Below are 24,743 nucleotides of genomic sequence, written 5' to 3'. Positions count from 1 at the left end.
CTGGCCCGGCGCACCCTCGTCCACGAGTTGCCCGAGGATACCCTGGTCGGGATCAATCGGTGCCTGGCGGACCCGTCCGCGTACATCGAGGGAACCATCGATGTGCCCGAAGCGCCCGCCACCCCGCCCAGGGGCCGGACCACCTTCAAGGACACCACCGAGTTCCTGCAGCTCACGTTCCGCATCGGCTTTGTCGAGGCCCGCGACCGCGTTCGCGCCGCCACCCGGCTCTTTCCGCACACCGACATCCATGGCATCGAGCAGCCCCCGCAATTCCCGTTGCTGGCCGACGCACTCGCCGAAGGGAAGGCCTCGCCGCGGCAGCTCGCCGACGCCGCCAAGAAACTGGAGCGGATGCAGCCGGAGATCAAGCAGCACCCGAATCCCGACGAGCTGGCCACCCAGCTGGAGGCCCAGGTCGCGCAGTCAGTGCAGGAACAAGACCCGCGCACCACCAACAAGCTTTTCAACGCTATCCAGGTCGCCCTCGACCACGGCGTGAAGGAACCGCCCGAGGAAGTGTTGCGCGCCAAGCTCGGCGCGTTCTATCGCGGCACCAACGCCGGGATCTCCGAATTCCTGCTGCGAGTCCGGGCCGAAGACGCCGAACTCCTGCTCGCACTCTTCGCGCTCATGGACAACCCGCGCACCAAGGCCGGGGACCGCGAGGCATTGCTCCAGCAGGCACGCGAGATCTGGAACCGCACCATTGCAACCAACGGCTCCACCGCCGCCACAAGTTCCAACGAATCCAACGCCGCCACCGGCTCCACCACTTCCGACGGCACCAACGGCACCAACGCTTCCAACGCTTCCAACGCTTCCAACGCTTCCAACGACGACACCACCCAGGTCGGACACAACAGGCAACCGGCCACCGCGCCAGCGCTTCCGGGATTCCCCGACTTCTTGGTCGATCCGTCGACGGGACGAACGCTGACCGACCCCGCCGAAGCCAACAAGCTCGCCCTGGACCCGCTGCCGTCCGAAGCCAACCTCCTCCAGACCATGAACAACACCGACTATGGCTCCGACGGACTCACCCCACCGCAACGGCATCTCCAGGGTCTGATGAACCTGCTCAAGACCAACGGCAGACCCTCGAAGGGAACCAAGACCGCGGGGCTTCCCTCACCGGAAATATTCATCGTCACCACGCTGGCCGAGCTCGAGGGCCGGGCGGCTCAATCCGGCCTCACGCTGCATGGACAGAAATACACCGCGGCCGAACTCAGGCATGCCCTGTGCGTCGGCGGGGCGATTCCCATCACGATGAACGGCGAAAGCCAGATCCTGGATCTGGGCACCGAGCAGCGGTACTTCCCCGACGACATGCGCAAGGCAATCCTTGCAATCTATGGAGGGTGCATCTTCCCCGGGTGCACCGTGCCGCCGGAGCACTGCGAGATCGACCATGACGACGAATGGGCCAAGGGCGGCTCCACCAGGATCAACGACGGGCGCCCGTTTTGCACCGCCCATCACCATGCCAGGCACACGGGACAGCTCACCGTGGTCCGGGATGCCGACGGGCTCTTCTCCGTCATCCTTCCCAGGCACCTCGACCCGGAACAGAAGGCCCGGCGCAACGCCTACTGGCGGCAATCCCCCGGCACCCCGCCGCTGTTCTGAGCCCGGTCCCGTCCAGGGCCGAGCATTCCGTTAACGAGGTCGAGCCCCGGCTCCCCGCACAAGGGGGAACCGGGGCTCGACGCCGCGGGGCGAGGGAACTAGCCCTCGATGCCCAGCTTTTCAAGCACCAGTTCGCGCACGCGGCCGGCGTCGGCCTGTCCGCGGGTGGCCTTCATGACCGGGCCCATCAGCGCGCCGATGGCCTGCAGCTTTCCGCCCTTGACCTTGGCGACAACGTCGGGCATGGCCTCCATGGCGGCGTCGATCGCGGCACCCAATGCGGAGTCGTCGTTGACGACTGCCAGCGAGCGCTTCTCGACGACCTCCGACGGGGTTCCCTCGCCGGCGACCACGAACTCGAGCACCTGGCGGGCGATCTTGTCGTTGATCTTCTTGCCCTCGATCAGCGAGTTCAGCTCGACGATCGTGGCAGGGGTGACGCCCATGTCGGAAACGTCCTTGTCGGCGTTCTTGGCCAGACGGGCGATCTCGCCCATCCACCACTTGCGGGCCACCGCGGCGGTCGTGCCCGCGGCAATGGTTTCCTCGATCGCCTCGGTGACTCCGGCGTTCACGACGTCGCGGAACTCGGCGTCCGAGTAGCCCCAGTCGGCCTGCAGGCGCTTGCGGCGCTCGGCCGGCGGCTCGGGCAGGCGGGCGCGCAGCTCCTCGATCCACTCGGGAGTGGTGATGACCGGAACCAGGTCGGGCTCCGGGAAGTAGCGGTAGTCGTCAGCGTCGGACTTCGGGCGGCCCGAGGTCGTGGTGCGGGTGTCCTCGTGCCAGTGGCGGGTTTCCTGCACGATGGCGGCCCCCGAGTTCAGCACCGCGGCGTGGCGCTCGATCTCGAAGCGCACGGCGTGCTCGACGGCGCGCAGCGAGTTCACGTTCTTGGTCTCGGTACGGGTGCCGAACTTCTCCGCGCCCTTGAGCATCAGCGAGACGTTGGCGTCGCAACGCACGTTGCCGCGCTCCATCTTCGCGTCGGAGACATCCAGCGCCTTGACGATCTCGCGGATCGCCGCGACGTAGGCCTTGGCCAGCTCGGGGGCGCGCTTGCCGGCACCCTCGATGGTCTTGGTGACGATTTCCACCAGCGGCACGCCGGAGCGGTTGTAGTCGACCAGCGAGTAGTCGGCGCCCTGGATGCGGCCCGTGGACCCGCCCATGTGGGTGAGCTTTCCGGCGTCCTCCTCCATGTGCGCGCGCTCGATCTCCACGCGGAAGACCTCGCCGTCCTCCAGCTCGATGTCCAACCAGCCGTCGTAGGCGATCGGGTCGTCGTACTGGGAGGTCTGGAAGTTCTTCGGGGTGTCCGGGTAGAAGTAGTTCTTCCGGGCAAAGCCGCAGCGCTCGGCGATCTTGCAGTTCAGCGCCAGGCCGATCATGATCGCGTATTCCACGGCGGTCTTGTTGACCACCGGCAGCACGCCGGGCAGCCCCAGGCAGACCGGGGTCACGTTGGTGTTGGGCGTATCGCCGAACACGTTCGGCGCCGAGGAGAACATCTTGGTCTTGGTGTTCAGCTCGACGTGGACCTCGAAGCCCAGTACCGGGTCGTATTTTTCCAGTGCGACGTCGAAGTCGACCAGTTCATCGGTGTACGAAGCCATGTTAGGCAACCCCTCCAGTCGTGGCGGCGGACAGTTCGGGGGCCTGGTCGATCAACCGGCCACCCCACTTGTCTTCCAGCAGTTTCTCAAGTGCCGCACCGGCACGGTACAGGCGGGCGTCCTCGCGGGCCGGGGCCAGGAACTGGATCCCGACCGGCAGGCCCTCGGACAACCCGCCGGGAACGGTGATGCCCGGGATGCCGGCCATGTTCGCCGGAATCGTGGCCACGTCGTTGAGGTACATGGCCAGCGGGTCGTCGGTCTTGGAGCCGATCTCGAAGGCGACGGTCGGGGACGTCGGGGAGATCAGCACATCGGCCTGCGCAAACGCGGCGTCGAAGTCGCGCTGGATCAGCGTGCGGACCTTCTGCGCCGAACCGTAGTAGGCGTCGTAGTAACCGGCGCTCAATGCGTAGGTGCCCAGGATGATGCGGCGCTTGACCTCGTCGCCGAAGCCGGCGGCGCGGGTGGCACCCATGACGCGTTCGATGGTCAGCGGGCCCTCCGTCGGAAGCACGCGGGTGCCGAAGCGCACTCCGTCGAACTTCGCCAGGTTGGAGGAGACCTCCGATGGCATGATCAGGTAGTAGGCGCCCAGCGCGTACTTGAAGTTGGGGCAGGAGACCTCGACGATCTCGGCGCCGGCGGCACGCAGCGCTTCCAGCGACTCGTCGAAGCGCGCCTGCACGCCGGCCTCGTAGCCCTCGCCCTGCAGTTCCTTGATGACGCCCACGCGCACGCCGGTCATGTCGCCGGAGGCACCCTGCTCGGCGGCGGCGACGAGTGCCGGCACCGGCTCGTTCAGCGAGGTCGAGTCGGCGGCATCGTGCCCGCCGATCAGCTCGTGCAGGTATGCGGAGTCCAGCACGGTGCGGGTGACCGGGCCGATCTGGTCCAGCGAGGAGGCCATGGCGATCGCGCCGTAGCGCGAGACCCCGCCGTAGGTCGGCTTCACGCCGACGGTGCCGGTGACGGCGCCGGGCTGGCGGATCGAGCCGCCGGTGTCGGTGCCCAGGGCCAGCGGCGCCTCGAAGGCTGCCACGGCCGCGGCAGAGCCGCCGCCGGAGCCGCCGGGGATGCGGTCCAGGTCCCACGGGTTGCGGGTCGGGCCGTAGGCGGAGTGCTCGGTGGAGGAACCCATCGCGAACTCGTCCAGGTTGGTCTTGCCCAGCATCGGCAGCTTCGCGGCACGGATCTTCTGAATCACGGTCGCGTCGTAGGGGCTCATCCAGCCCTCGAGCATCTTCGAGGCGGCCGTGGTCGGCTGGCCCTTGGTGACGATGAGGTCCTTGATGGCGATCGGCACGCCGGCGAACGGGTGCAGCGCCTGCGCATCGGCTCCGCCGGCGGCGCGGATCGCGTCGACTTCGGCGGCAACGGCCAGTGCTTCTTCGGTGTTCACGTGCAGGAAGGCGTTGACGCCGCGTTCCCCGCCGTCAACCTCGGCAATGCGGTCCAGGTGCGCCTGCACGGCCTGTACGGAAGTGACTTCGCCGGCGCGCAGCTTGGCCGCAAGCTCGGTGGCGGAGAGGTGAATAATCTCGTTCATGAATTACTCTCCATCCAAAATGGCCGGCACCTTGAAGCGGGTGTCGACGGAGTCCGGTGCGTTCATCAGCGCTTCCTCGGCGGTGAGCGTCGTTCCCACGACGTCCTCGCGGAACACGTTCGACAGGGCAATGGGGTGCGTGGTGGCCGGGATATCGGCCGAGGCGGCCTCTGAGACCGACGCGATTGAATCGACAATGACACCGAGTTCGCCGGTCATTTTGTCCAGCTCGGCATCGCTCATCTCGATGTGGGCCAGCTGCGCCAAATGCGCAACGTCCTCACGGCTGATGGCAGACATGTATCTCCCTAGGTGGGCGGATGGGGTTTCCCCCCTAGTCTAGTACGCCCGGTCCCTGCCGATCGCTTCGGGCAACCGGCCGACACGGCCCTTCCGGGCCCCGGCCCGCCCCGGGGCCGGGGTGCCGTCCGCCTAGGAAAATTCGATGACCGACCCGCTCACGTCCTGCCCGGCATCGCTCCACGGCGAGGCGATCCACCCCGGGGCACCCGACGGGCCGGCGGTCCCGGCAACCGGGCGGCGGACCACCGCGATCTCCGGGCCCTGGCCACCGGCCTGCGCGACGGCACCGGATTCCTGCGTCGCACGGTGCACCTCCACCAGCGGCTCAAGGGTGTGGGAGATGTTCTGGTGCTGCGCCACCACATCCCCGGCCAGCAGCGCCCGCACCTGCGCCTGCCAGACCGGGTCGCCCTCCCCGTCGTAGATCCAGCGCTTCCCCAGCACCCCGTGGTCGCTGGTGCCCAGCAGGAAGGCCTCGCCGCCGGGCAGCGGCGCCCCGCGGTAGGCCAGCGGCACGTGGTACGTCACCGGGGTCGGCGATGCGGTGTCCTTGACGATGATGAACTCCATGCCCACCTCGCCGGCGGGGTCATCGAGCCGGAAGCCGCCGAGGGTTTCCAGCACCGGCTCGCGCTCCCCGGCGAACCACGGCTGGCGCGGCAGCCAGGCCCCGATGAGTTCCTTCTTGGTGGGATCCATGGTGGTGGCAAAAATCTCGCTCATGATGCTCTCCTGCACGACGTCGACGGATGGTAGCTGTGCCGCAGGCACCGTCCGCGCCTGCGGCGGCATCCCGGCCCCGGCACCCACCATATCCAATCGACCCACGTCGGCGACGAAAAACACGTCATGCACCAAATGCGGCAGGCTCCCGCACCGCGGAATTTTCCGCTGTACGGGAGCCCGGAATGCGGGGAACGCTAGAGCGCGAGGGTGTAGACCACCAGCACGATGTCGGTGTTCGGGACGTACCAGTCGCGCTCGGAGGCATGCACGAAGCCGTCGGCCTCGTAGAGCGCGCGTGCGGCAGCCCAGTGGCCGCCGGTGGTCAGCGAGACGGTGTGCACGTCCTCGATCTCGCGGGCACGGGCGATGACCGCGCCCAGCAGGGCGCGGCCGGCACCCGAACGCTGCACGGCCGGGTCCACTACCAGCATCCGGAATTCCAGTTCTCCGTCGCGGGCGATGTCCGCGTACTCGGTGCCCTGGCGCACCAGCGTGACAGACCCGATGACGACGCCGTCGCGTTCGGCGACGAGGATCTCGCAGACGGCATGGCGCGCGGCAACCTGCTGCACGAACTTCAGGTACTCGTGGTCCGGGTCATCGAAGTGCCCGGCGTGCAGGTAGGAGTCCACGGTGATCCGCGCGATGTGCGGGTAGTCGGCCTCGGTGGCCGGACGGATCAACAGGGTGCTGGCGGGTGCGAGTGTTGCCTTAGTCATTGCCTTCAAGTGTGCCAGCCCCCGGCTCCCGCCGGATCCGGGCACCGGGGACTTGTTGCCAACCTCACCACGGTGGGGCACGTCCGAACCCCCTCCCGGTGATTCCCCCCCGCTGCGGGCCCTTGCGGGCGCGTTAGCGGGCACCGCTGCTGACACAGCTGCGGTCGCTTCCAGCCGACCCGGGAAATACAACCTCAATCGGTTTACGGGTCGGACGACGGCCGGGTTAAGCTGTCCCTTATGCCGTGGCGCTGCCACGGCCGAACCCGTTGGCACCTTGGGGGCCATCCAACGGGCCGCGCCCGGGATCCTGTTGTGGTTCCACCGGCCGCCCGGGGCGTCGCATGCCGGCACCCGCCACCAAAATTTTGCACCACCGCAAAGGAACGCACATGGAAGTATTGATCGCCGCCACCGCCGAAGAAGCCGCCAGGTTCGCTGCCGAGGCGGTGATCGATGGGCTGCGCACCCGTGTCACGGGGGATGCCGTCCTGGGCGTCGCCACTGGCTCCACCCCGCTGGGGCTCTATGCCGAGCTGGCCAGGGCCGTGAAGCGCGGCGATGTCGATTTCGGGAGCACCACCGCCTTCGCGCTTGACGAATACGTCGGGCTGGAGCGCACCCACGAGCAGTCCTACCGCCAGACCCTGGTCACCGAGCTGTGCGACGTCATCGGGCTGCCGGAGTCCAGGCTGAACACGCCCGACGGCCACGGCGAATCCGAGGAACGGATCCGCGCGCAGGCCGCCGCCTACGATGCGGCCATCATCGCCGCGGGCGTCGACGTGCAGATCCTGGGCATCGGCACCAACGGCCACATCGGCTTCAACGAACCCGGCTCCTCGCTGCGCAGCCGCACCCGCATCAAGCGCCTCTCCGCGCAGACCCGCATGGACAACGCGCGCTTCTTCGACGGCCTGGACGCGGTTCCCACGCACTCCGTCACCCAGGGGCTTGGCACCATCCTCGAATCCCGCCGCATGGTGCTCGTCGCCACCGGCAGCCACAAGGCCGCCGCCATTGCCGCCGCCCTCGAGGGCCCGCTGTCCGCCGCCTGCCCCGGCTCGGTCCTGCAGCTGCACCCGGACGCGGTGGTGGTGCTCGACGAGGCAGCCGCCGCCGGGCTGCGGAACCGCAGATACTACGACGATGCGGCCGCCGGCCTGCAGTTCGGCATCTAGCCGCGCACCGGCTCCCGCCCGTCCGGGAGGCCGACGACGAAGCCCGCCGCACCCGTGGTCAATCCACGGCCGCGGCGGGCTTTCGGGTCCCGTTGCCCGGGCGCATCCTGACTCCGGCTACCCTGACACCGGCTATTTCGACGCCGGGCTACTTCGCCGCGGGCTGCTCCGATGGCTGTTCCGCCGGGAGCGCGTCGAAGTCCAGGTACCCGGCGGCCTGCCACCCCGGATCGGTCCGCGGGCGCAGCACCGGCAACCCGGCCTCGGCGACGATCAGCGCGCCGGCCGCCCAGTCGAATTCCTGCGTACCGTACTCCGCGTAGGCGTCCAGCGTGCCGTCCGCGACCAGGCACAGGTCCAGCGCGGCGGAGCCGATGCGGCGCACATTGGCAAAGCCGGGCATGAGCCCCAGCAGCGCGCCGACCTGGAACTGCCTGCGGTCGGCGTCGTAGCCGAAGCCGGTGGCCAGCAGGCGCCCGGCCTCCTCCTTGTCGCCCCCGTGCAGCCGCTGCGCGCGGGTCGCGCTGCCGCCGCGCCGGGCAGCGGATCCCGATGCCGGCACGGAGTCGACAAGCCATGCCCCCTCGCCCGCGGCGGCGTAGTACTCGACGCCCAGGGCAGGTGCGTTGATGGAGGCGGCCAGCCACCCGTGGGTGCCCGCATCCATGGCGGCGCCATCGGCCGCCAGCGTGTTTCCGGTCGGTGCCGCCGGGTTCACTGGACCCGCGGCGGCCTTGGCCGTGCCCGTGGTCTCGGTGGTGGCGTCGGCCGCCTCGTCGAGCGGCCCGAAGACCGCCACCGAGGTGCAGTAGTAGACGATGCCGCGCACGAAGTTCGCGGTGCCGTCCAACGGGTCGATCGACCAGCGGTAGCCCGAGGGCTCGGCCGGGACGGTGCGCCCGTACTCTTCGCCGGTGATCGCGTCGTTGGGGCGGGCGGCGGCAATCACGTCGCGCACCGCCATTTCGGCCCGGCGGTCGAAGTCGGTGACCCAGTCCCCCGCGGCACTCTTGGTGTCGGCGGCCACCTTGCCGCGGCCCCGCTCGGCCAGAACCGCGGCACCGGCGGCGGCCGCCTCGCGGGCCACCGCCAGCAGCTCGCGGCGCAGCGACGAGGCCGGGTCCGTCGATCGCTCGGCGGCACCCTGTGCCGATTGCTTGTGCTTGGGATTGCTGCTCATGTGCTGCTCCTTGGTGACTGGGGGGCCGGGCCGGATGGCCGGGAAGGCCGGTATTGCGGGCCGGGCCGGCATGGACCCGACCGGCCGGGTTGGATAGGGACTTGGCGTGGCACGACGGTCGCCGTGGCCCTGCGGACGCACGGGACCTTAGCCCGCGGCGCTAGGCCTCGGGGTTGGGGCGCCCTTCGACGGCCTCCGGTCCCCCGTCCAGCAGCAGCACGAAGCCCTCCTCGTCGAGCACCTGCACGCCCAGGGCGATCGCCTTGTCCAGCTTGGAACCGGCGGCCTCGCCCGCCACCACGTAGGCGGTGTTCTTGGAGACGGATCCGGCGGCCTTGCCGCCGCGGATGATGATCGCTTCCTTCGCCGCGTCCCGGCTGTAGGTCGGCAGCGTTCCGGTGACCACGATGCTCATCCCCTCCAGGTGCTTCACGATGGACTCGTCCTGCTCGTCCTTCATCAAGACCCCGGCAGCGCTCCAGGCCGCAATGATGTCCCGGTGCCAGTCGACGGCGAACCACTCGATCAGCGCGTCGGCGATGATCGCGCCGACCCCGTCGACCTCGGCCAGGGCCTCGCGGGCGCCCTCGGCTTCCAGCGCCTCGATGATCTTCTCCATCGACCCGTACCTGGTGGCCAGCGAGCGCGAGGCCGTGGGGCCGACGTGCCGGATGGACAATCCGACCAGCACCCGCCACAGCGGCCGGGACTTGGCCTTCTCCAGCTCGTCGAAGAGCTTCTTGGTGGTCACGGTCGGTGCCGACGGCTTCTTGGCGGTGGCCTTGGAGTAGAAGTACGGGACCAGCTGGAATTTCCCCGTGCCCTCGCCCTTGGAGCGGATCTCGCGCCACACGTTGACCTCCGCCAGCGTCTCGCGCAGCGTGGGATCCGGGTTGCCGGCGGCCAAATCGAAGATCGCGGCCTCGTTGCGCAGCGGGCCGGGGCCGGCCGGGGCGATGACCCCGCCGTTCTGCCCCGGATCCGGGCCGGGGCCGATGGTCAGCGCCTGGGCGGCCTCGTAGCCCAGCGCCTCGATGTCGAAGGCGCCCCGCCCGCCCAGGTGGGCGACGCGTTCGGTCAGCTGCACCGGGCAGGATTCGGCGTTGGGGCAGCGGATGTCCACGTCGCCCTCCTTGGCCGGAGCCAGCGGCGTCCCGCAGGAGGGGCAGTGCGTCGGCATGACGAACTCGCGTTCGGTGCCGTCGCGCAGCGGGAGGACGGGTCCGACGATCTCCGGGATCACGTCCCCGGCCTTGCGCAGGATCACGGTGTCCCCGATGAGCACGCCCTTGGCCTTGACGACGTCCTGGTTGTGCAGCGTGGCGCGGTTGACGGTGGACCCGGCGACCAGCACCGGTTCCATGATGCCGAAGGGGGTGACGCGCCCGGTGCGGCCCACCTGCACCTGGATGTCCAGCAGCTTGGTGTTGACCTCTTCGGGCGGGTACTTGTAGGCCACTGCCCAGCGCGGGACGCGGGAGGTGAAGCCCAGGTTGCGCTGGATCTCGAACGCGTCGGTCTTCACCACGATGCCGTCGATCTCGTGGATCAGGTCGTGGCGGTGTTCGCCGTTGGCGGCGATGAACGCGAGCACCTCGTCGAGGGTGTCGACGACACGCGAGTACGGGGAGACCGGCAGCCCCCAGGATGCCATGAGCGCGTAGGTCTCCGACTGGGTTGCGGCGTTGAGGCCCGCGCGCACCCCGAAGCCGTGCACGAACATCCGCAGCGGGCGCTTGGCGGTCTCCGCGGGGTCCTTCTGCCGGATGGAGCCGGCCGCGGCGTTGCGCGGGTTGGCCAGCGGGGCCTTGCCGGCCTCGATGAGTGCCTCGTTGTAGGCGGCGAAGTCGGCCGAGGGGATGAAGATCTCCCCGCGCACCTCGACCTCCTCGGGCCAGTTCTCCCCTTCCAGCTGGGTGGGGATCGACTTGATGGTCAGCACGTTGTGGGTGACGTCCTCGCCCGTGGTGCCGTCCCCGCGGGTGGCCGCGCGCACCAGCTTGCCGTGGCGGTAGAGCAGGTTGACGGCCAGCCCGTCGATCTTGACCTCGCAGAGCCACTTCAGCTCGTGCCCGGCGGCGCGCAGCGCGGCGTTCGCCGCGGTCTTTTCCCCCCAGGCGGTGACCTCCTCGAGGGAGAACACGTCCTCCAGGGAGTACATGCGCGAAAGGTGGACCACCTCGGCGAAGGCCGCGGAGACCTCGCCGCCGACCTCCTGGGTGGGCGAATCGTTGGCGACGATTTCCGGGTGCTGCGCCTCGAGAAGCTCAAGGCGGGAGTACAGCTTGTCGAACTCGGCGTCCGAGATCAGCGGGGCGTCGTCGTTGTAGTACGCGGCGCGGTGCTTGCGGACCTCGTCGATGAGCTGTAGGTATTCGGTGCGCAGGGCCTCGTCGGGGACCACTGCCTCGGCGTCGAGCGCCTCGGCCAGGGCGTCGGTGTCCTCGGGCGGGCGGGTGGCAACGGGCTGGTGCGTCTCGGGCTGCGGGGTCGGCTCTTGGGGCATCACCCCTCCATTTTGCCCCAGAACACCGCCGAGATGGTGCCCGGGCGCGGCGCGCGTGTGGCGCGTCGCGCTCCCGGGTGCGCGCAGCTACGTTCCGGGTGCCTCGATGTCGATGATGACCACCGAGATGTTGTCCCGTCCGCCGCTGGCCAGGGCCGCGTCGATGAGCCTGCCCACCGCCTCGGTGCGGTCGGGGGTCGCGGCGAGGATCGCCTCCATGGCCGCGTGTTCGACCTCGCCGGTGAGCCCGTCGGTGCACAGCAGGTAGCGGTCCCCGGGGCGCGGGCGGTGGAACTGGGTGTCCGGCACCGAGTTGCCGCCGGCGCCCAGGGCGCGGGTGATCAGGTTGCGCTGCGGGTGGATGCGGGCCTCGGCCTCGGTGATGATGCCGCCGTCGATGAGCTCCTGGACCGCGGAGTGGTCGCGGGTCAGCTGGGTCAGCACGCCCTCGCGCATCCGGTAGCCGCGCGAGTCGCCGACGTTCAGCAGCATCAGCCGCACCGGGTCCGGCTCCCCGTCGGCCACCGCGTCGCCGGCGCCCGGGATCGGGGCGGGCCTTGCCGCGGTTCCGCCGAGGCTCATCGCCGCGGCTCCCGCCGGCGCCGCGGGTACCGCAAGGGCCTGCGCGCGCGGCAGCACGTCGGTGGTGGGTTCGGGCTCGGGCGGGTTCCCGGGGGCACCGTCCCCGTCGCCGGATTCATGGGTGCTGTCCAGGTAGCGCGGCTCGCCGAGGGGCGGCAGCGGCAGGTGCAGCGCCTCGGTCACCGGCATTCCGGCCGGGTCCCCGGCAGGTTCCCCGGGCCAGGCCCCGCCGTCCTCCTCGACACGGACCAGTGCCAGCGCACACAGCGTGGTGCCGCCGCGGGAGCCGATGGCCTTGCGGATCCGGGCGTCGGCCCGGGTGACCGTCCCCAGCACGTCCCGGGCGTGCGGGAGCGCCGCGAGGTTTTCCGCCGTGTTTTCAGCGGTGTTTTCAGCGGTGTCCCCGGGCGTCCGGGCGGAATCCGCGGCTCCGGCGGCGATCTCGTTCAGCGTCTCGATGCCCAATCGGGAGGCCAGGTCCCCGGCCTCGTGGCCGCCCATGCCGTCGGCGACGGCAAAAACGGTTCCGGCCTCCAGCACGCTGTCCTCGTTGACGGCGCGGCGCAGCCCGATGTCTGTTGCCGCCGCGGCATGCACCTGCCCGAATCCGAAGCGCATCTAGTCCAGCACCAGTCCCGTTCCGGTGCCCGGGGCCAGCCGGACCGGGGTCAGGTCGCCGAAGCCGCGGATGGCGGTGACCTCCTGGGGCTCGAGCACGAAGCGCGCGTCCCCGGCCAGCGTGGAGGCGGTGAGCTCGTCGGTCAGCACCGTGCCCGGCTCCGCCAGCGAGGTCAGCCGGGCGGCCAGGTTCACCGTGGGCCCGTAGATGTCGCCCAGGCGGGAGAGCACGCGGCCCCAGACCACCGCGACGCGGGTGTTGGGCAGCAGCTCGTCGGCGGCGAACTCCCGGGACATGGCCAGGGAGATCTGCGCGCCGGCCTGCGGGGTCTCGGCCACGAAGAGCACCTCGTCGCCGATGGTCTTGACCAGCCGGCCGCCGCCGATGGAGATGATTTCCGCGCACTTGGACTCGAAGCGCTGCACCAGCTGGGCCAGCGTGCGTTCGTTCATCCGGCGCGAGAGCGAGGTGTAGGAGACCAGGTCCGCGAAGCCGACGGCGCGGGCCAGCGGCAGCGGGGCGTCGTCCTCGGAGCCGTCGCGGCCCTCGGCGGAGGCGGCCAGGCCGGTCTCGGCGCGCAGCACCAGCCGGTGCACCGCGGCGTTCAGCTGCCGGCGCCAGGAGTAGACCAGCAGCTCCTCGAGCGGCTCGATGATGTCCGGCAGCAGGTTCACCAGGTTGCGGCGGGCCTCGGGGTCGCTCATCTTCTGGTTCTGCACCATGTCCTCGACCAGCGCCTCGACCTGCCAGACCACCATGCGGTCGGTCATCTGGCCGACCGAACGGGTTAGCGAGATCGCGGTTTCCTCGGTCAGGGTTCCCTCGCGGACCATGTCCAGGATGGACTTCAGGGCGTCCTGGTCGACCGTGCTGAAGAAGACCTCCTCGTCGCCCAGGTTCGGGAAGCCCAGGGCGCGCCAGATCTTGCGGGCGGAGAGCAGCGAGACCCCTGCCCCGGCGGCCATTTCGCGCCGGCGCAGGGTGCGTTCGGCGCCGAGCAGGCGCCGCTCCAGGTCGCGGACCGCGTCGAGTGCGGGCCCCGGGGTGGTCCGGTCGGCCTGTTCGGGGCGCTTCATGGCCTCGACCAGGTCCGCCAGCGGGTCCGCGAGCGCGGGCTCGAGTTCGACGGCCTGCGCCGGTTCCTGGTGCAACGCGCCGTTGGCCTCGGGGGCCGGGGCGTCCGCGGTGTCGGAGGGGTGGCGCTGGGCACGTGCCGCGTCGCGGGCAGCGGTGGGCGCGACGGGTTGGGTTCCCGTCGCCGGCGACCGCTCACTCATGCTCAGTCCATTCTCTTTGTTGCTGCTCTGGGTGCTGCTGGTGCGGATCATTGGTTGGCCGCGGTGGCGGATCCCCGTCAACGCGTTCTTCCATGTTTACACCATCAACCCGTGGGAAGTTCGGCAGGGCCGTGATGGCCCCGATGCAGTAATCCCGCATGCGCGCCACGGCGGGAACGTGCGGGATGTTGAAGCGTTGCTCGGCCAACACGACGGACAGCGTCCCGGGGGCGGTCTCCGGCGCGTTGGGCCTTACCACCGCAACAATATCGTGGATTGCGTACAACCCGATGGAATGTTGCCCGGCGGCCCGGCGGCCGCGCCTGGTCACGATGCGCTCGGTGGTCAGGTAGATGTAGCTGTTGGCCCAGCGAATCCAGGGCCGCAGGCACCAGATGACCAGCAGGACGCCGAAGACCACGGCCAACAACGCCGCCAACAGCGGCCGGCCCTCGTCCACCCACGGGGGAAGGTCCGTGCGCAGCAGCAGGCCCAGCGCGTAGCAACCGCCCGCCAGCAGGAGCAGGAAGCGAAGGAACGGGCCGCGCAGCACCCGTCGGTGCGCCCGGGTCTTGACGATGACCCGCTCGCGCTTCTCCAAAATCAACTTCACGTCCCGGCTCCTTCAACCCACACACCGGTTGTGCGTGCCGGTCTTGCTCCTTCAATGGTAGAGCCAGTGCACCCACGATTTGGGTGCGGCGGCCGCAGATCCCTGTGTGATGTGCGAGCCAGGGAGCCCGTTTCCCCCGCCCGCTGCGGCGTGCCCCGCCGCCCCGCCCGCGGGAAGCACCCGGGGCCGCGTCCTCCCGCCGGGGATCCCCGCGACGGTTTGCTAGGCGTAGGACCCGTCGCTGCGCCGCAGGTGGTAGACGTCCCCGGCCAGGACGCTGTGAACCTTTCCGCCGGCCTCGCGCACGCTCAGCGAGCCCTCGGCATCCAGGTCGATGGCGGTGCCGCGCAGCACCGTGCCGTTGGGCAGGTGTGCGTCGACCTCGTGTCCGATCGTCACCATGACCGAACGCACCAGCTCGCGCAGCGTTGCCGGCGCGGGCGCATCGGCGCCGGGTCCAGCCTCCGTAGCCAGCGGCGCGTACCCGGCCCGGGCGGCCGCGCTGCCGCCTGCCCGCTCAAAGATCCGGAACAGGTGCACCACCCGACGCAGGTAACCTCCAAGCAGCGCGGTGCGGTCAAGCGTGCCCGCCCCCAGCGTCGCCAGGCTCGCGGCGGTGTCCACCGGGAGCTCGTCGGCCGTCAGACCCACGTTGAGCCCGGCGCCGACGACGACCACCGGCCCCTGGGCCGTCATGACCAATTGCGCCAGTACGCCGCAGACCTTCTTGCCGCCTGCGACCACGTCGTTGGGCCATTTCAGGCCGGCCGCCAGCCCCGCGTCCTCGCGCAGCGTCTGCACCATGGCGGTGGCGCAGAGCATCGAGAGCCAGGCCAGCCCCGACTGGTCGAATCCGGGGGCCGGGCGGAAATAGATGCTGGTGGCCAGCGCGCTGCGCGCCGGCGTCTGCCAGCCGCGCCCCAGCCGCCCGTGCCCGGCCTCCTGGTGTTCGGTGGTTTCCACGCTCAGGTTGCGCAGCGGCGCCTCCTGGGCGCGCGCGGCCAGGTCGTCGTTCGTCGACCCGGTCCGTTCACTGATCCACAGCTCGCCGGCACCCAGGTCCGCCATCACGCGGCGCAGCGCTGCGGCGTCCAGCGGCGCGCGCGCGGCCGCGGATCCGGCCACGGAGGCGTCGGGTGTGGAGGTCTGCCCGGGGTTCGGTTCAATGCTCATCCCCCAAGACTAACGATTCCCGCGCCCCTCCCGCCCCTGCCCCGGGCACTTCGTGCACCGGCACCGGCATCGCCACCGCCCGCCCCGCGGCAATCGGCGGGAAAGGGGTTCACAGGAAAATGTCCGGGACCAAGTCCGATTCGGCGGCACCCATGGAATAGCCGGAGAAGTCGGTGGTCCCGGCGGCGGCCAGAACCACCTCGTCGGTGAAGAAGTTTCCGCTGCAGCTGCGCGCGTCCGAGGTGAGGATCGCGTGGGCGGCGTCGGCGACGATCCGCGCCGAGCGCGCGGCCTTGACCAGCCGCTCGCCCCCGGGCATGTTGCGGATCGCCGCGGTGTCGATCAGCGTGGCCGGCCACAGCGAGTTCACCCCGATGCCGGATCCGCGCAGTTCCTCGGCCAGGCCCAGGGTCGTCATGCTCATCCCATACTTGGCCATGGTGTAGGCCAGGTGCATGCCCGCCCACTTCGGGTCCAGGTTCAGCGGCGGGGAGAGCGTGAGGATGTGCCCGTTGGCGCTTTCACGCAGGTGCGGCAGCGCGGCCTTGGAGAGCAGGAAGGTGCCGCGGACGTTGATGTCCATCATCAGGTCGTACTTCTTCATCGACACGTCGTCGGTCTTTGACAGGTCGATGGCCGAGGCGTTGTTGACCACCACGTCGATCCCGCCGAAGCGTTCCACCGTCCGGGCGACGGCCCCCAGCACGTCCTCGTCGTTGCGCACGTCCCCCACGATGGCCAGCCCCTGGCCGCCGGCGGCGGTGATTTCCGCGGCAGCGGTGAACACGGTCCCGGCGAGGTTCGCCTGCTCGGTGGCGGTCTTGGCCATGAGCGCCACGTTGGCCCCGTCGGCCGCGGCACGCAGCGCGATGGCCAGGCCGATGCCGCGGCTGCCTCCGCTCATGAGAATGGTCTTGCCCAGCAGGGGCTTGGCGTTGGCGGCGATGGCGTCGCGGATGGATTCAGTCATGTGAGCCACATTACGTGAAGCCCCGCCACTAAAGCTACTCGCCAGTAACTTGTTTTATGGACGACTTGGCCCCCAACACGACACGATTTTGTAGCTTTCCTACACACAATTCGATCCAGAGCCTCACTAGACTGGCCAAGGTGGCATTGTTGTTGTGCCTTTCCTACTATTTATCTACTTCAAGGGAGCCATGGGATGACCCAGAGCCGCATCGCCGACGCCACGGATTCGATCGACCTGTCGACCACGGCAGGCAAGATCGCCGAATTCCGTCGCCGCGAAGCCCTCGCCCAGGCCCCGTCGGGTGCCGAGGCCAACGAGAAGCAGCACGCACGGGGCAAGCACACCGCCCGCGAGCGCATCGAGATGCTGATGGACGAAGGCTCCTTCGTTGAGTTCGATGCCCTGGCCGTGCACCGCACCTCGGCCTTCGGCATGGACAAGAAGCGCCCGCTGGGCGACGGCCTGGTCTCCGGCTACGGCACCGTGGACGGACGCCAGGTGGCCGTCTACTCGCAGGACTTCACCGTGTACGGTGGCTCCCTCTCCCAGGTCAACGGCGAGAAGATCGTCAAGGTGCAGGAATTCGCGCTGCGCAACGGCTGCCCCGTCGTCGGCATCCTCGACGGCGGAGGCGCGCGCATCCAGGAGGGCGTCGCCTCGCTGGCGATGTTCGCCGACATCTTCCGCAACAACGTCCACGCCTCCGGCGTCGTCCCGCAGATCTCGCTGATCATGGGCCCGAGCGCCGGCGGCGCCGCGTACTCCCCCGCGCTGACCGACTACGTGATCATGGTGGACAAGACCAGCCACATGTTCATCACCGGCCCCGACGTGATCAAGACCGTCACCGGCGAAGAGGTCGACATGGAGACCCTGGGCGGGGCACGCCAGCACAACGCCACCACCGGCACCGCCACCTACCTGGCAACCGACGAATCCGACGCCATCGAGTTCTGCAAGGAACTGCTCGAATTCCTGCCCTCGAACAACATCTCCGAGGCACCGGCAGTGGAGTTCGACGAGGAGCTCGAGCTCACCGCCGCCGACCTCGAGCTGGACGCGCTGATCCCGGACTCGGCCAACCAGCCCTACGACATGCGCAAGGTCATCGAGCACATAGTCGACGACGGCATCTTCCTGGAGATGCAGTCGCTCTACGCACCCAACGTGATGATCGGCTACGCCCGCGTCGAGGGCGCCACCATCGGCATCGTCGCCAACCAGCCGATGCAGTTCGCCGGCACCCTGGACATCGCCGCAAGCGAAAAGGCCGCACGCTTCGTGCGGAATTGCGACGCCTTCAACATCCCGATCCTCACCCTGGTCGACGTGCCGGGCTTCCTGCCGGGCAAGGACCAGGAATTCCAGGGCATCATCCGCCGCGGCGCCAAGCTGCTCTACGCCTACGCCGAGGCCACCGTGCCGAAGCTGACGGTCATCACCCGCAAGGCCTACGGCGGAGCGTACATCGTGATGGGCTCCAAGAAGCTCGGCGCGGACATCAACCTGGCCTGGCCGACGGCGCAGATCGGCGTCATGGGCGCCCAGGGCGCCGTGAACATCCTCTACCGTCGCGAACTGGCGGCAGTGGCCGCCGAGGGCGGGGACGTGGAGGCCCGCCGCACCGCCATCATCGAGGGCTACGAGGCCGAGCTGCTCAACCCGTACCAGGCCGCGGAACTTGGCTACGTCGACGCCGTCATCGCCCCCTCCGACACCCGCCTGCAGATCGTGCGCGGGCTGCGCGCCACGCGCGACAAGCACGCCGCACTGCCGGCCAAGAAGCACGGGAACATCCCGCTGTGACCGGCCAACAGGGCACCCAGGCCTTCGCGCACGCCCCCGCGACGGCGCTGTCCATCACCCGCGGGAATCCCACGGCCGAGGAGGTCGCCGCGCTCACCGCGGTCGTTTCCGCGTTGGCCGCGCAGGACCAGGACACCGCCGCAACGGCTCCGACGGGCACCGAGCTGCGCCGCGGCAAACTCCGCCGGCGCCGGGCACTGAGCGCCTCCCCGCTGCCCTGGAAGGTCGGGCGGCACTAGCCGGGCGCCTACGCGTCCCCGGCGTCCCCGTCGCCTACTCGTCGTCGGCGACGGTGCCCTCCAGCATCGCCAGGTCCGCCCGGGTGACCAGGTGGGAGCTGACCGCGTGTTCCACCAGTCGCGCCTTGCGGTTGGACGCCAGCCGGCCGATGCCGCCGCGCAACCCGGCGATCCCGGCCTTGTCGAGCTTGTCGCACACGTTGTCGAGCTTGCGGTTGAACTTCGTGATCTTCCAGCCCAGCCGCGCCGCCGCCTCGGCGCTGGAGGGGATGGCGCTCAGGCCGGTCCCGTCGCGGCGCAGCATCGGCTCGGCCAGGGCGACGACGAGCGCGCGCTGCGACTCGGTGAGCAGCACGGGCCCGATGGTCGTGGCCCCGTCCGGGTCGTCCTCCGTCAACTCCTGCCGGAACGCCGGCTGGGCCACGTGCAGCGAGAGCTCGTAGGTGGTTGGCCCCGCGGTGAACACCACCGAGGTCCGCGCGAACACCAGCGGCAGCCGCGATCCGGGTGAGAGCCAGGCCTGCAGCCCGCCGGTCCGGTCGGCAACCGTCGCGGTCAGCCGGCTGCCGGTGTTGGACAGCCACCAGATTCCGTCGTGCCGCGCCACGGTGAGGAAGTTGCGGTGCAGGTAGGGGTTGTCGTCCACGGCGAGGTCGCCCTCGCGGCCGATGGTGAACACCCGGTCCTCGGCCACGTCGAACCACTCCCCGCAATATTCAACATGCACGTGGTCAGCCATCGGTATCCTCCGTGCAGTAGCGGGCCGGGGCGGACACCGCACCGGTGGCGCGCACCAGCTTGACCTCGATGCAGGTGGGCCCCGCGGCGCGGCGCCCGGCCGTGGCGCTGGTCTTCGCGGTCTGCTCCACCGTGCCGGTGCTGGTGGCGGTGATGGCGGCCCAGCGATAGAAGTCCCCCTCGACCGGCTTCGGGTTCACCCAGGTGAAGGTGACCTTGTCCCCCGCGATGCGGTGCTCGAAGTCCTGCACCGGCGGCACGCTGCCGCCGATGAACGGATCGGCCGGGTCGGTGGCGGCCGATGCAATGGGTGGGCCGTTCTGCACCTTGGGGTCCTCCCGGGTGGACAGGCTGGCCCAGACGGCGCCGCCAACGACCAGCACCAGCCCGATGCCGGCGGCCAGCAGGGCCTTCGGGAGGCCGCGCGGCGAAGGCTCCGCATCCTGTTCCGGGGCATCGAGTCCGCCCAGGCCCTGGTCCGGGCGTGGCACGGCCCGGGGTGCGCCGGATGCGTCCGCTGCCGGCTGCCCGATGGAACCCGGGGCGGTGAGCCGGGCGGCCTGCTGGGCGGCCTGCTGGGCGGAATCCCGGGCCGGGTGGGCTGCGGAGTCCGCGTCCGGGCGCTGCCCCGGGGTGGTGAAGATGCGCGGGGCGGCACGCACCTGCGCGCTGTCGATGGAGAGCACGCTGCGCACCCGGGTGGCCTCGCCGCCGGCATCGACGGGTCCTCCATCGCCCGCCGGGTCCCCCAACACCTCGAAGGGGGTGACCGCCAGCCCGAGTTCCTCCTGGATGCGCTGGAATGCCCGGGCCAGTTCGGCAGCCGAACCGAAGCGGGAGGTCGGCGACTTCGCCATCGACACCGCCAGGGCCTGGTTCAGCGACGCCGGAACGTCGGGCCGTGACAGGGGTTCAAGCGGCGAGTTGGTGATGCGGTCGATCAACTGGGCCTGCGAGTTCTCGCCGCCGCGCCGCACGAACGGCGAGTGCCCGGCCAGCGCGGTGTAGATGGTCGCGCCCAGCGAGTACACATCCATGCGGACCCCGTGCGGGTTCCCGCCCTCGAAGGCCTCCGGGGCCGACCACGGGATCGAGAGTCCCCCCGCCGCGGTGCCCGAAGTGCCGGAGATGCCGAAGTCGGTCAGCGCGGGCCGGTTGTAGTCGGTGGTCAGCACGTTGGCCGGCTTGATGTCGCGGTGGATGATCCCCGCGCGGTGCGCCGTCTCGACCGCCGAACCGAGCTGGATCCCCAGGGTCAGCGCCTCGTCCACCCCGAGCCGCCCGCGCCGGTAGCGCGCGTCCAGCCCCGGGCGCGAACAGTATTCCATCGCCAGGTAGGAGCGGCCGTCCGCGGTGATCTCGGCCTGGTAGATGGTGACGATGTACGGGTGGCCCGATAGCTGCGCCATGAGGTTCGCCTCGTCCTCGAAGCGGCGGCGCGCGTCCTGCAGGGTGACGTCGGCCAGCAGCACCTTGACCGCGACCTTGCGGTGCGGACGCGCCTGCTGGTACAGGTACACGTCGGAGAACCCGCCGGAGCCCAGGGGGCTCAGGAAGGTGAAACCCTCGATATGCGGGGCGGGCGCCGGCGGGCGGCCCGCGCTCACGGCAGTTCCTCGAAGCGCAGGCTGACCCCGTCGCCCAAGTCCGCGACATCGCCGTCGAGCAACATCACCGCCTCGTTCCTGGCCAGCCGGCGCGGGGAATTGCCCGCGCGCAGCAGGATGGAACCGTTGGTGGCACCCATGTCGACGAGTTCGACGTGCCAGCCCTCGATGCGCACCTGCAGGTGGTTCCGCGAGATGTCGCCGCTCGGGCTTTGCACCTGCACCAGCTGCGGGTGCAGGTCCACGGGCAGCGAGTGGGACGATGGCTGGCGGCCCAACACCACCGAGCGGGTCAGCTCGTGCACTGTTTCGCGTCCGTCGGGTCCGTCGGCGATGATCATTTTCCCGAGCGGCGGGCGCGGCACCTGGTGCGCCTCGCCGCTCAGCGTGGCCCCGCACTTCTTGCAGGTCGCGGCGGTCGGCGGGTTGGGGTGCCCGTTGCGGCAGCTGCGGGCCAGGACGAATTCGCGCGGGCCGGCGGTGGTGTTGCGGCCGGTCAGGGTCAACCCCTCGTCGAGCCCGGCGGCGGGCTGCGCGTCGGGCATCTCGGCGGAGGGTTTCGCGTCGGCGGGGTTGGCGGGCTTGGCCGCGGGCAGGTCGCTGCGCAGGATGGTGTTTCCGTCGAGGTCCTCGGCCTCCAGCGCTTCGGGGGCGGCCGGCTTCGGCGGGACGGGCGGCGGTTCCGTGGCGGCCTTGCGCATCCACGGCATCGCACCGATCATGCCGGGACCCTGGGCCTGCGCTGCAGCAGGGGCGGGCGCGGCGTACGGCAAGGGTGGCTTCGGCACCCGCGGGGTCAGGATGGTGTCGGAGTCATCGACATCGTCCTCGAAGGGTTCGGCGGATCCGCCCGAAGCATCTGGTGCCACGTGGCCGTCGAAGGTGTCCTCGCGGCGGCCCAGCAGCTCGCTGGCCAGCGACACCTGTGTCAGGTCCACCGAATCGCCGCCGCGAACCGGTTCGTCATCCGTGTTGCCCTCCGCCGGCTGCCCGGCGGTTTCCTCGGTGTCCCCCTCGGTGGCTGCCTCGGTGGCATCGTGGCTTTCCGCGGCCGGTTCGGTATTCGCTTCCGACGCGGTTCCCTCGTCCGCGGCTTCGGCGGCTTCGGCCTTTTCCGTCGCGGCGTCCGGACCCGAAGCGTCGAGTTCCGTGCCGGTGGCCGGGGCCGCCGCGGGCTCCGTGCCCGAGGCCGGGGTTGCACCGGCCGCCGTGAGCGCGGTGGCCGTACCGGTCTGGGTCTCGGATTTGGTCCCGGATTTGGCATCGGCGGCGGTTGCGTCCGGGGCCTGGGCCTGGGCCGCTGCCCCTTCGGGGTCGGCTCCGTGGCGCAGCCCGGACACGCGGACGATGCCTTCGGCGATGGGCAGCCAGTGGCCGTCGTTGTCCGCCCCGACGCCCACGTCCCACCCGTCGGCGACAGCGAAGCGGCGCTCCAGCCAGGTGGCCACGTCGCGGCCGCGGGCCTGCTCGGACCCGTTGGTCGATGCGACGGAGACCTGCCCGCGCACCACCACGTGCGGTGCGGCATCGCGCGTCACGATCGCGAAGGGCGGCATCGAGCTGATCCTCATCTGTGCCGCGCCGAGGATGCCGGTCAGCAACGACTCCACGGTGGCCGCATCGTCCATCTGCTCCCAGAGCGAGGACACCTCCGTGACAGTGGTGTCGCCGGGCAACAGGACGACGTGTTGGGGGCTGACGAGGGCGAACCAGTCACCGGGAAGGTATCGCAGGGCGTTCATGATTTTTCCTCCATGGGAGCCGTTGCGCCGCCGGCAACGGCGGTCGGCTGGGTTTTGGTCTGCATGGCCGGCCTGATCGGGCGCGGCACGGTGTCAAGCATCTCGTCGGCCTCCAGGCCCATGGCATCGGCGATGATCACCGAGATGTTGTCGCGGCCGCCGCGGCCCAGGGCCGCGGCGATGAGCTCGTCGGCGGCCTGCTGCGGATCGGGGAACCGGGTCATGGTGTCGCGCAACGACGCGTCGGAGAGCTCGGTGCTCAGCCCGTCGGAGCAGATCAGCAGGCGGTCGCCGGGCCGGATGGGCAGCAGCCAGAAGTCCGCGCGGCCGTCGCCGCCGGCACCCAGGGCCCGGGTGATGACGTGGCGGCGCGGATGGGCGGCCATCTGATCGACGCCGATGACGCCGCGTTCGACCAGTTGCTGCACCTCGGAATGATCGACGGTGACCTGCTCCAGCAGGCCGTCGGACAGCCGGTAGGTGCGCGAGTCCCCGACGTTGAACACCAGCCAATGCAGGCCGGAGTCCCGCTCGATGACGGCGGCGCCGCTGATGGTGGTGCCGGCCCCGCGGGGCGCGCCGGCGGCAATGGCCTCGTCGGCCGCGCGCAGCAGCACGTGGATCGCCTCGGCGTCCAGCCGGCCGGCGGCCTTGCGGTAGCCGGCGGCGAGCGTCTCAACGCAGAGGCGGCTGGCCACCTCGCCGGCCTCGTGGCCGCCCATGCCGTCGGCGACGGCAAAGAGCGCGTCGGCGACGAACAGCGAATCCTCGTTCAGCTGGCGCTTGAGCCCGCGGTCGGTTCCCTGGCCGTGTCGGATGCCCGCGCGGCCGCCCGGTCCGTCCCGGTTCACGCGAGCTCCACCGTGAAGTGGCGTTCACCGAGGTAGACGGTGTCCCCCGCGCCGGCGGGCGTCGGCTGGCCCGGAAGCAGCTCCCGTTCGGTGCCCGCGGCGTCCACCACCCGCGAGCCGTTGGTGGAGTTGCGGTCGGTCACCCAGATGCCCGAGCTGCTGGGTTGGACCAGCAGGTGGGTCTTGGACACCGAACGGCCGCCGTCGCCGAGCCTCAGCAGCTCCGGGACGTCTTCGTCGGACACGGCGGACGGGTTCCGGCCGATCAGCAGGCTGTGCGCCAGCTCGTGGACCTGCCCGTCGTCGAAGACCAGGCGGGCGACGGTCGGCAGGTCCACGCGCAGTCGGGTGTGCGTGAAGGCATCGTCCGGGTGCGCCTCGGGCCCGGGGGCGGAAGCGGCCCCGGGAGCCGGTTCCGGTGGGGCTTCCGGTTCTTGCGCGGGGCCGCGTTGCGGCGCACTCGGCGCGCGCGACGCGCCGGGCACCGAGGTGATGACCCCGCCGCCGTGCGGGGAAGCCTGGGCGGGAGCGCCTCGGCCCGGGGCACCATGCTCGGTCATGCCCTGGGCATGCGCGGCGACGGGGTCCCCGGCGGGGGCGAAGGATTCCGCGGCGGCCGGCCCTCCGGTGGCCAGCGGGTCGCGTCCGGCCTCGATGTCCAGCACCAGCGTGCCGGCGACCTTGTCATGCCACCCCTGGCGCTTGCCGTGGGGGTCGAAAAGGTTGGAGAGGACCACCAGCACCGGCCCGGCGACGGGCACGACGCCCGCCAGGATGATGAGCAGCCGGCGTCGGATCACCGGGCCCCATCCGGGCACCGATCCGTCCACGGTGGTGGTGCGCAGCTTCAGCAACAGGTTCCCGACGGTCTTTCCCGTGGTTGCCTCCCACCACCAGAGGAACCCCGTGTACCCGAGGATGGGCAGCGCGAAGAGCGTGCCGGCCAGCGCGGCCTGCACCAAGACCCCCGGCGTGGTCGCCGGCCGGAGCAGCAGCGGAGAGAGCACCAAGAGGAAGATGCCGGACAGGACCACGGGCGGGGCGGTGTCCAGCAGCCACGCGCCCAGTCGTTTTCCCGCCGAGGCATCGACCGTGTTCATCGTTCCGTCCACCG

At 70.3% G+C, this 24,743-nt stretch carries 21 protein-coding genes; 4 read left to right on the top strand and 17 right to left on the bottom strand.

Features of this window, described 5'->3' with window-relative positions:
* Window positions 1-1,632 (top strand): HNH endonuclease signature motif containing protein (locus ACIPVK_RS05940; RefSeq protein ID WP_407611039.1); only part of this gene is annotated, 1,632 nt, incomplete at its 5' end.
* 98 nt (window positions 1,633-1,730) lie between these two features.
* Here the strand turns inward: ACIPVK_RS05940 and gatB are convergent.
* The 5 genes from gatB to ACIPVK_RS05915 all read right to left on the bottom strand — a co-directional run bounded on the left by gatB (window position 1,731) and on the right by ACIPVK_RS05915 (window position 6,542).
* Window positions 1,731-3,245, bottom strand: a complete 1,515-nt coding sequence (gene gatB, locus ACIPVK_RS05935; RefSeq protein WP_407611038.1) for an Asp-tRNA(Asn)/Glu-tRNA(Gln) amidotransferase subunit GatB — start codon at window positions 3,243-3,245, stop codon at window positions 1,731-1,733.
* Between the two features lies 1 nt (window position 3,246).
* Window positions 3,247-4,794, bottom strand: coding sequence for an Asp-tRNA(Asn)/Glu-tRNA(Gln) amidotransferase subunit GatA (gatA, locus tag ACIPVK_RS05930; protein WP_407611037.1), 1,548 nt, complete (start codon window positions 4,792-4,794; stop codon window positions 3,247-3,249).
* A gap of 3 nt (window positions 4,795-4,797) precedes the next feature.
* Window positions 4,798-5,094, bottom strand: a complete 297-nt coding sequence (gatC, locus tag ACIPVK_RS05925) for an Asp-tRNA(Asn)/Glu-tRNA(Gln) amidotransferase subunit GatC (RefSeq protein ID WP_217389748.1) — start codon at window positions 5,092-5,094, stop codon at window positions 4,798-4,800.
* Window positions 5,095-5,226: 132 nt separating this feature from the next.
* On the bottom strand, window positions 5,227-5,820 hold the full coding sequence (locus ACIPVK_RS05920; RefSeq protein ID WP_407611036.1) for a maltokinase N-terminal cap-like domain-containing protein: 594 nt from the start codon (window positions 5,818-5,820) through the stop codon (window positions 5,227-5,229).
* Between the two features lie 197 nt (window positions 5,821-6,017).
* Complete coding sequence (locus ACIPVK_RS05915) at window positions 6,018-6,542, bottom strand: GNAT family N-acetyltransferase (protein ID WP_407611035.1); 525 nt, start codon at window positions 6,540-6,542, stop codon at window positions 6,018-6,020.
* A 392-nt stretch (window positions 6,543-6,934) separates the two neighbouring features.
* On the opposite strand from ACIPVK_RS05915, the gene ACIPVK_RS05910 reads away from it, so the two are divergent.
* A complete protein-coding gene (locus tag ACIPVK_RS05910; protein WP_407611034.1) occupies window positions 6,935-7,723 on the top strand; it encodes a glucosamine-6-phosphate deaminase in 789 nt (262 codons plus the stop codon).
* A gap of 148 nt (window positions 7,724-7,871) precedes the next feature.
* Here the strand turns inward: ACIPVK_RS05910 and ACIPVK_RS05905 are convergent, their stop codons facing one another.
* From ACIPVK_RS05905 to ACIPVK_RS05875, 7 genes are all read right to left on the bottom strand, one after another.
* Window positions 7,872-8,903 (bottom strand): inositol monophosphatase family protein, encoded by a 1,032-nt coding sequence (locus ACIPVK_RS05905; RefSeq protein WP_407611033.1) that lies wholly within the window; start codon window positions 8,901-8,903, stop codon window positions 7,872-7,874.
* A gap of 160 nt (window positions 8,904-9,063) precedes the next feature.
* Window positions 9,064-11,409 carry an NAD-dependent DNA ligase LigA gene (gene ligA, locus ACIPVK_RS05900; RefSeq protein ID WP_407611032.1) on the bottom strand — a complete coding sequence of 782 codons (2,346 nt, stop codon included), beginning with the start codon at window positions 11,407-11,409 and terminating at the stop codon, window positions 9,064-9,066.
* Between the two features lie 87 nt (window positions 11,410-11,496).
* On the bottom strand, window positions 11,497-12,609 hold the full coding sequence (locus tag ACIPVK_RS05895) for a PP2C family protein-serine/threonine phosphatase (RefSeq protein WP_407611031.1): 1,113 nt from the start codon (window positions 12,607-12,609) through the stop codon (window positions 11,497-11,499).
* Entirely contained in the window at window positions 12,610-13,887 is a 1,278-nt protein-coding gene (locus ACIPVK_RS05890) for an adenylate/guanylate cyclase domain-containing protein (protein WP_407611030.1), read from the bottom strand. It lies immediately after the preceding gene.
* Window positions 13,880-14,500, bottom strand: coding sequence for a hypothetical protein (locus ACIPVK_RS05885; protein WP_407611029.1), 621 nt, complete (start codon window positions 14,498-14,500; stop codon window positions 13,880-13,882). Before ACIPVK_RS05885 ends, ACIPVK_RS05890 begins: the two co-directional genes overlap by 8 nt.
* 222 nt (window positions 14,501-14,722) lie before the next feature.
* The gene (locus ACIPVK_RS05880; RefSeq protein ID WP_407611028.1) at window positions 14,723-15,673 is read right to left on the bottom strand and encodes a biotin--[acetyl-CoA-carboxylase] ligase; all 951 of its coding nucleotides are present in this window, start codon (window positions 15,671-15,673) and stop codon (window positions 14,723-14,725) included.
* Window positions 15,674-15,782: 109 nt separating this feature from the next.
* The gene (locus ACIPVK_RS05875) at window positions 15,783-16,643 is read right to left on the bottom strand and encodes an SDR family oxidoreductase (RefSeq protein ID WP_407611027.1); all 861 of its coding nucleotides are present in this window, start codon (window positions 16,641-16,643) and stop codon (window positions 15,783-15,785) included.
* A gap of 195 nt (window positions 16,644-16,838) precedes the next feature.
* Here ACIPVK_RS05875 and ACIPVK_RS05870 point away from each other — a divergent pair, with 195 nt between their 5' ends.
* Window positions 16,839-18,452, top strand: a complete 1,614-nt coding sequence (locus tag ACIPVK_RS05870) for an acyl-CoA carboxylase subunit beta (protein ID WP_407611026.1) — start codon at window positions 16,839-16,841, stop codon at window positions 18,450-18,452.
* Window positions 18,449-18,691, top strand: coding sequence for an acyl-CoA carboxylase subunit epsilon (locus tag ACIPVK_RS05865; protein WP_407611025.1), 243 nt, complete (start codon window positions 18,449-18,451; stop codon window positions 18,689-18,691). Before ACIPVK_RS05870 ends, ACIPVK_RS05865 begins: the two co-directional genes overlap by 4 nt.
* A 34-nt stretch (window positions 18,692-18,725) precedes the next feature.
* On the opposite strand, the gene ACIPVK_RS05860 is transcribed toward ACIPVK_RS05865, so the two are convergent.
* From ACIPVK_RS05860 to ACIPVK_RS05840, 5 genes are read right to left on the bottom strand one after another with little or no spacing between them, the layout of a single operon-like run.
* Window positions 18,726-19,430 carry a hypothetical protein gene (locus ACIPVK_RS05860; RefSeq protein WP_407611024.1) on the bottom strand — a complete coding sequence of 235 codons (705 nt, stop codon included), beginning with the start codon at window positions 19,428-19,430 and terminating at the stop codon, window positions 18,726-18,728.
* Window positions 19,423-21,036, bottom strand: coding sequence for a protein kinase domain-containing protein (locus ACIPVK_RS05855; protein WP_407611023.1), 1,614 nt, complete (start codon window positions 21,034-21,036; stop codon window positions 19,423-19,425). Before ACIPVK_RS05855 ends, ACIPVK_RS05860 begins: the two co-directional genes overlap by 8 nt.
* Window positions 21,033-22,778 carry an FHA domain-containing protein gene (locus tag ACIPVK_RS05850; RefSeq protein ID WP_407611022.1) on the bottom strand — a complete coding sequence of 582 codons (1,746 nt, stop codon included), beginning with the start codon at window positions 22,776-22,778 and terminating at the stop codon, window positions 21,033-21,035. Before ACIPVK_RS05850 ends, ACIPVK_RS05855 begins: the two co-directional genes overlap by 4 nt.
* Window positions 22,775-23,629 (bottom strand): PP2C family protein-serine/threonine phosphatase, encoded by an 855-nt coding sequence (locus ACIPVK_RS05845; RefSeq protein ID WP_407611021.1) that lies wholly within the window; start codon window positions 23,627-23,629, stop codon window positions 22,775-22,777. Before ACIPVK_RS05845 ends, ACIPVK_RS05850 begins: the two co-directional genes overlap by 4 nt.
* Entirely contained in the window at window positions 23,626-24,741 is a 1,116-nt protein-coding gene (locus tag ACIPVK_RS05840; protein WP_407611020.1) for an RDD family protein, read from the bottom strand. Before ACIPVK_RS05840 ends, ACIPVK_RS05845 begins: the two co-directional genes overlap by 4 nt.
* Window positions 24,742-24,743 lie beyond the last annotated feature (2 nt).

It is taken from the genome of Paeniglutamicibacter sp. MACA_103 (assembly GCF_045798555.1).
Classification (GTDB): domain Bacteria; phylum Actinomycetota; class Actinomycetes; order Actinomycetales; family Micrococcaceae; genus Paeniglutamicibacter.
The sequence above is the reverse complement of the archived record's forward strand: the minus strand, read 5'-3'. Positions and strand labels throughout refer to the sequence as shown.

Bases quoted from the DNA above. Each gene is read 5' to 3' on its own strand.
- gatB (WP_407611038.1), bottom strand. From the start codon at position 3,245: ATGGCTTCGTACACCGATGAACTGGTCGACTTCGACGTCGCACTGGAA.
- gatA (WP_407611037.1), bottom strand. From the start codon at position 4,794: ATGAACGAGATTATTCACCTCTCCGCCACCGAGCTTGCGGCCAAGCTG.
- gatC (WP_217389748.1), bottom strand. From the start codon at position 5,094: ATGTCTGCCATCAGCCGTGAGGACGTTGCGCATTTGGCGCAGCTGGCC.
- ACIPVK_RS05920 (WP_407611036.1), bottom strand. From the start codon at position 5,820: ATGAGCGAGATTTTTGCCACCACCATGGATCCCACCAAGAAGGAACTC.
- ACIPVK_RS05915 (WP_407611035.1), bottom strand. From the start codon at position 6,542: ATGACTAAGGCAACACTCGCACCCGCCAGCACCCTGTTGATCCGTCCG.
- ACIPVK_RS05910 (WP_407611034.1), top strand. From the start codon at position 6,935: ATGGAAGTATTGATCGCCGCCACCGCCGAAGAAGCCGCCAGGTTCGCT.
- ACIPVK_RS05905 (WP_407611033.1), bottom strand. From the start codon at position 8,903: ATGAGCAGCAATCCCAAGCACAAGCAATCGGCACAGGGTGCCGCCGAG.
- ligA (WP_407611032.1), bottom strand. From the start codon at position 11,409: ATGCCCCAAGAGCCGACCCCGCAGCCCGAGACGCACCAGCCCGTTGCC.
- ACIPVK_RS05895 (WP_407611031.1), bottom strand. From the start codon at position 12,609: ATGCGCTTCGGATTCGGGCAGGTGCATGCCGCGGCGGCAACAGACATC.
- ACIPVK_RS05890 (WP_407611030.1), bottom strand. From the start codon at position 13,887: ATGAGTGAGCGGTCGCCGGCGACGGGAACCCAACCCGTCGCGCCCACC.
- ACIPVK_RS05880 (WP_407611028.1), bottom strand. From the start codon at position 15,673: ATGAGCATTGAACCGAACCCCGGGCAGACCTCCACACCCGACGCCTCC.
- ACIPVK_RS05875 (WP_407611027.1), bottom strand. From the start codon at position 16,643: ATGACTGAATCCATCCGCGACGCCATCGCCGCCAACGCCAAGCCCCTG.
- ACIPVK_RS05870 (WP_407611026.1), top strand. From the start codon at position 16,839: ATGACCCAGAGCCGCATCGCCGACGCCACGGATTCGATCGACCTGTCG.
- ACIPVK_RS05860 (WP_407611024.1), bottom strand. From the start codon at position 19,430: ATGGCTGACCACGTGCATGTTGAATATTGCGGGGAGTGGTTCGACGTG.
- ACIPVK_RS05850 (WP_407611022.1), bottom strand. From the start codon at position 22,778: ATGAACGCCCTGCGATACCTTCCCGGTGACTGGTTCGCCCTCGTCAGC.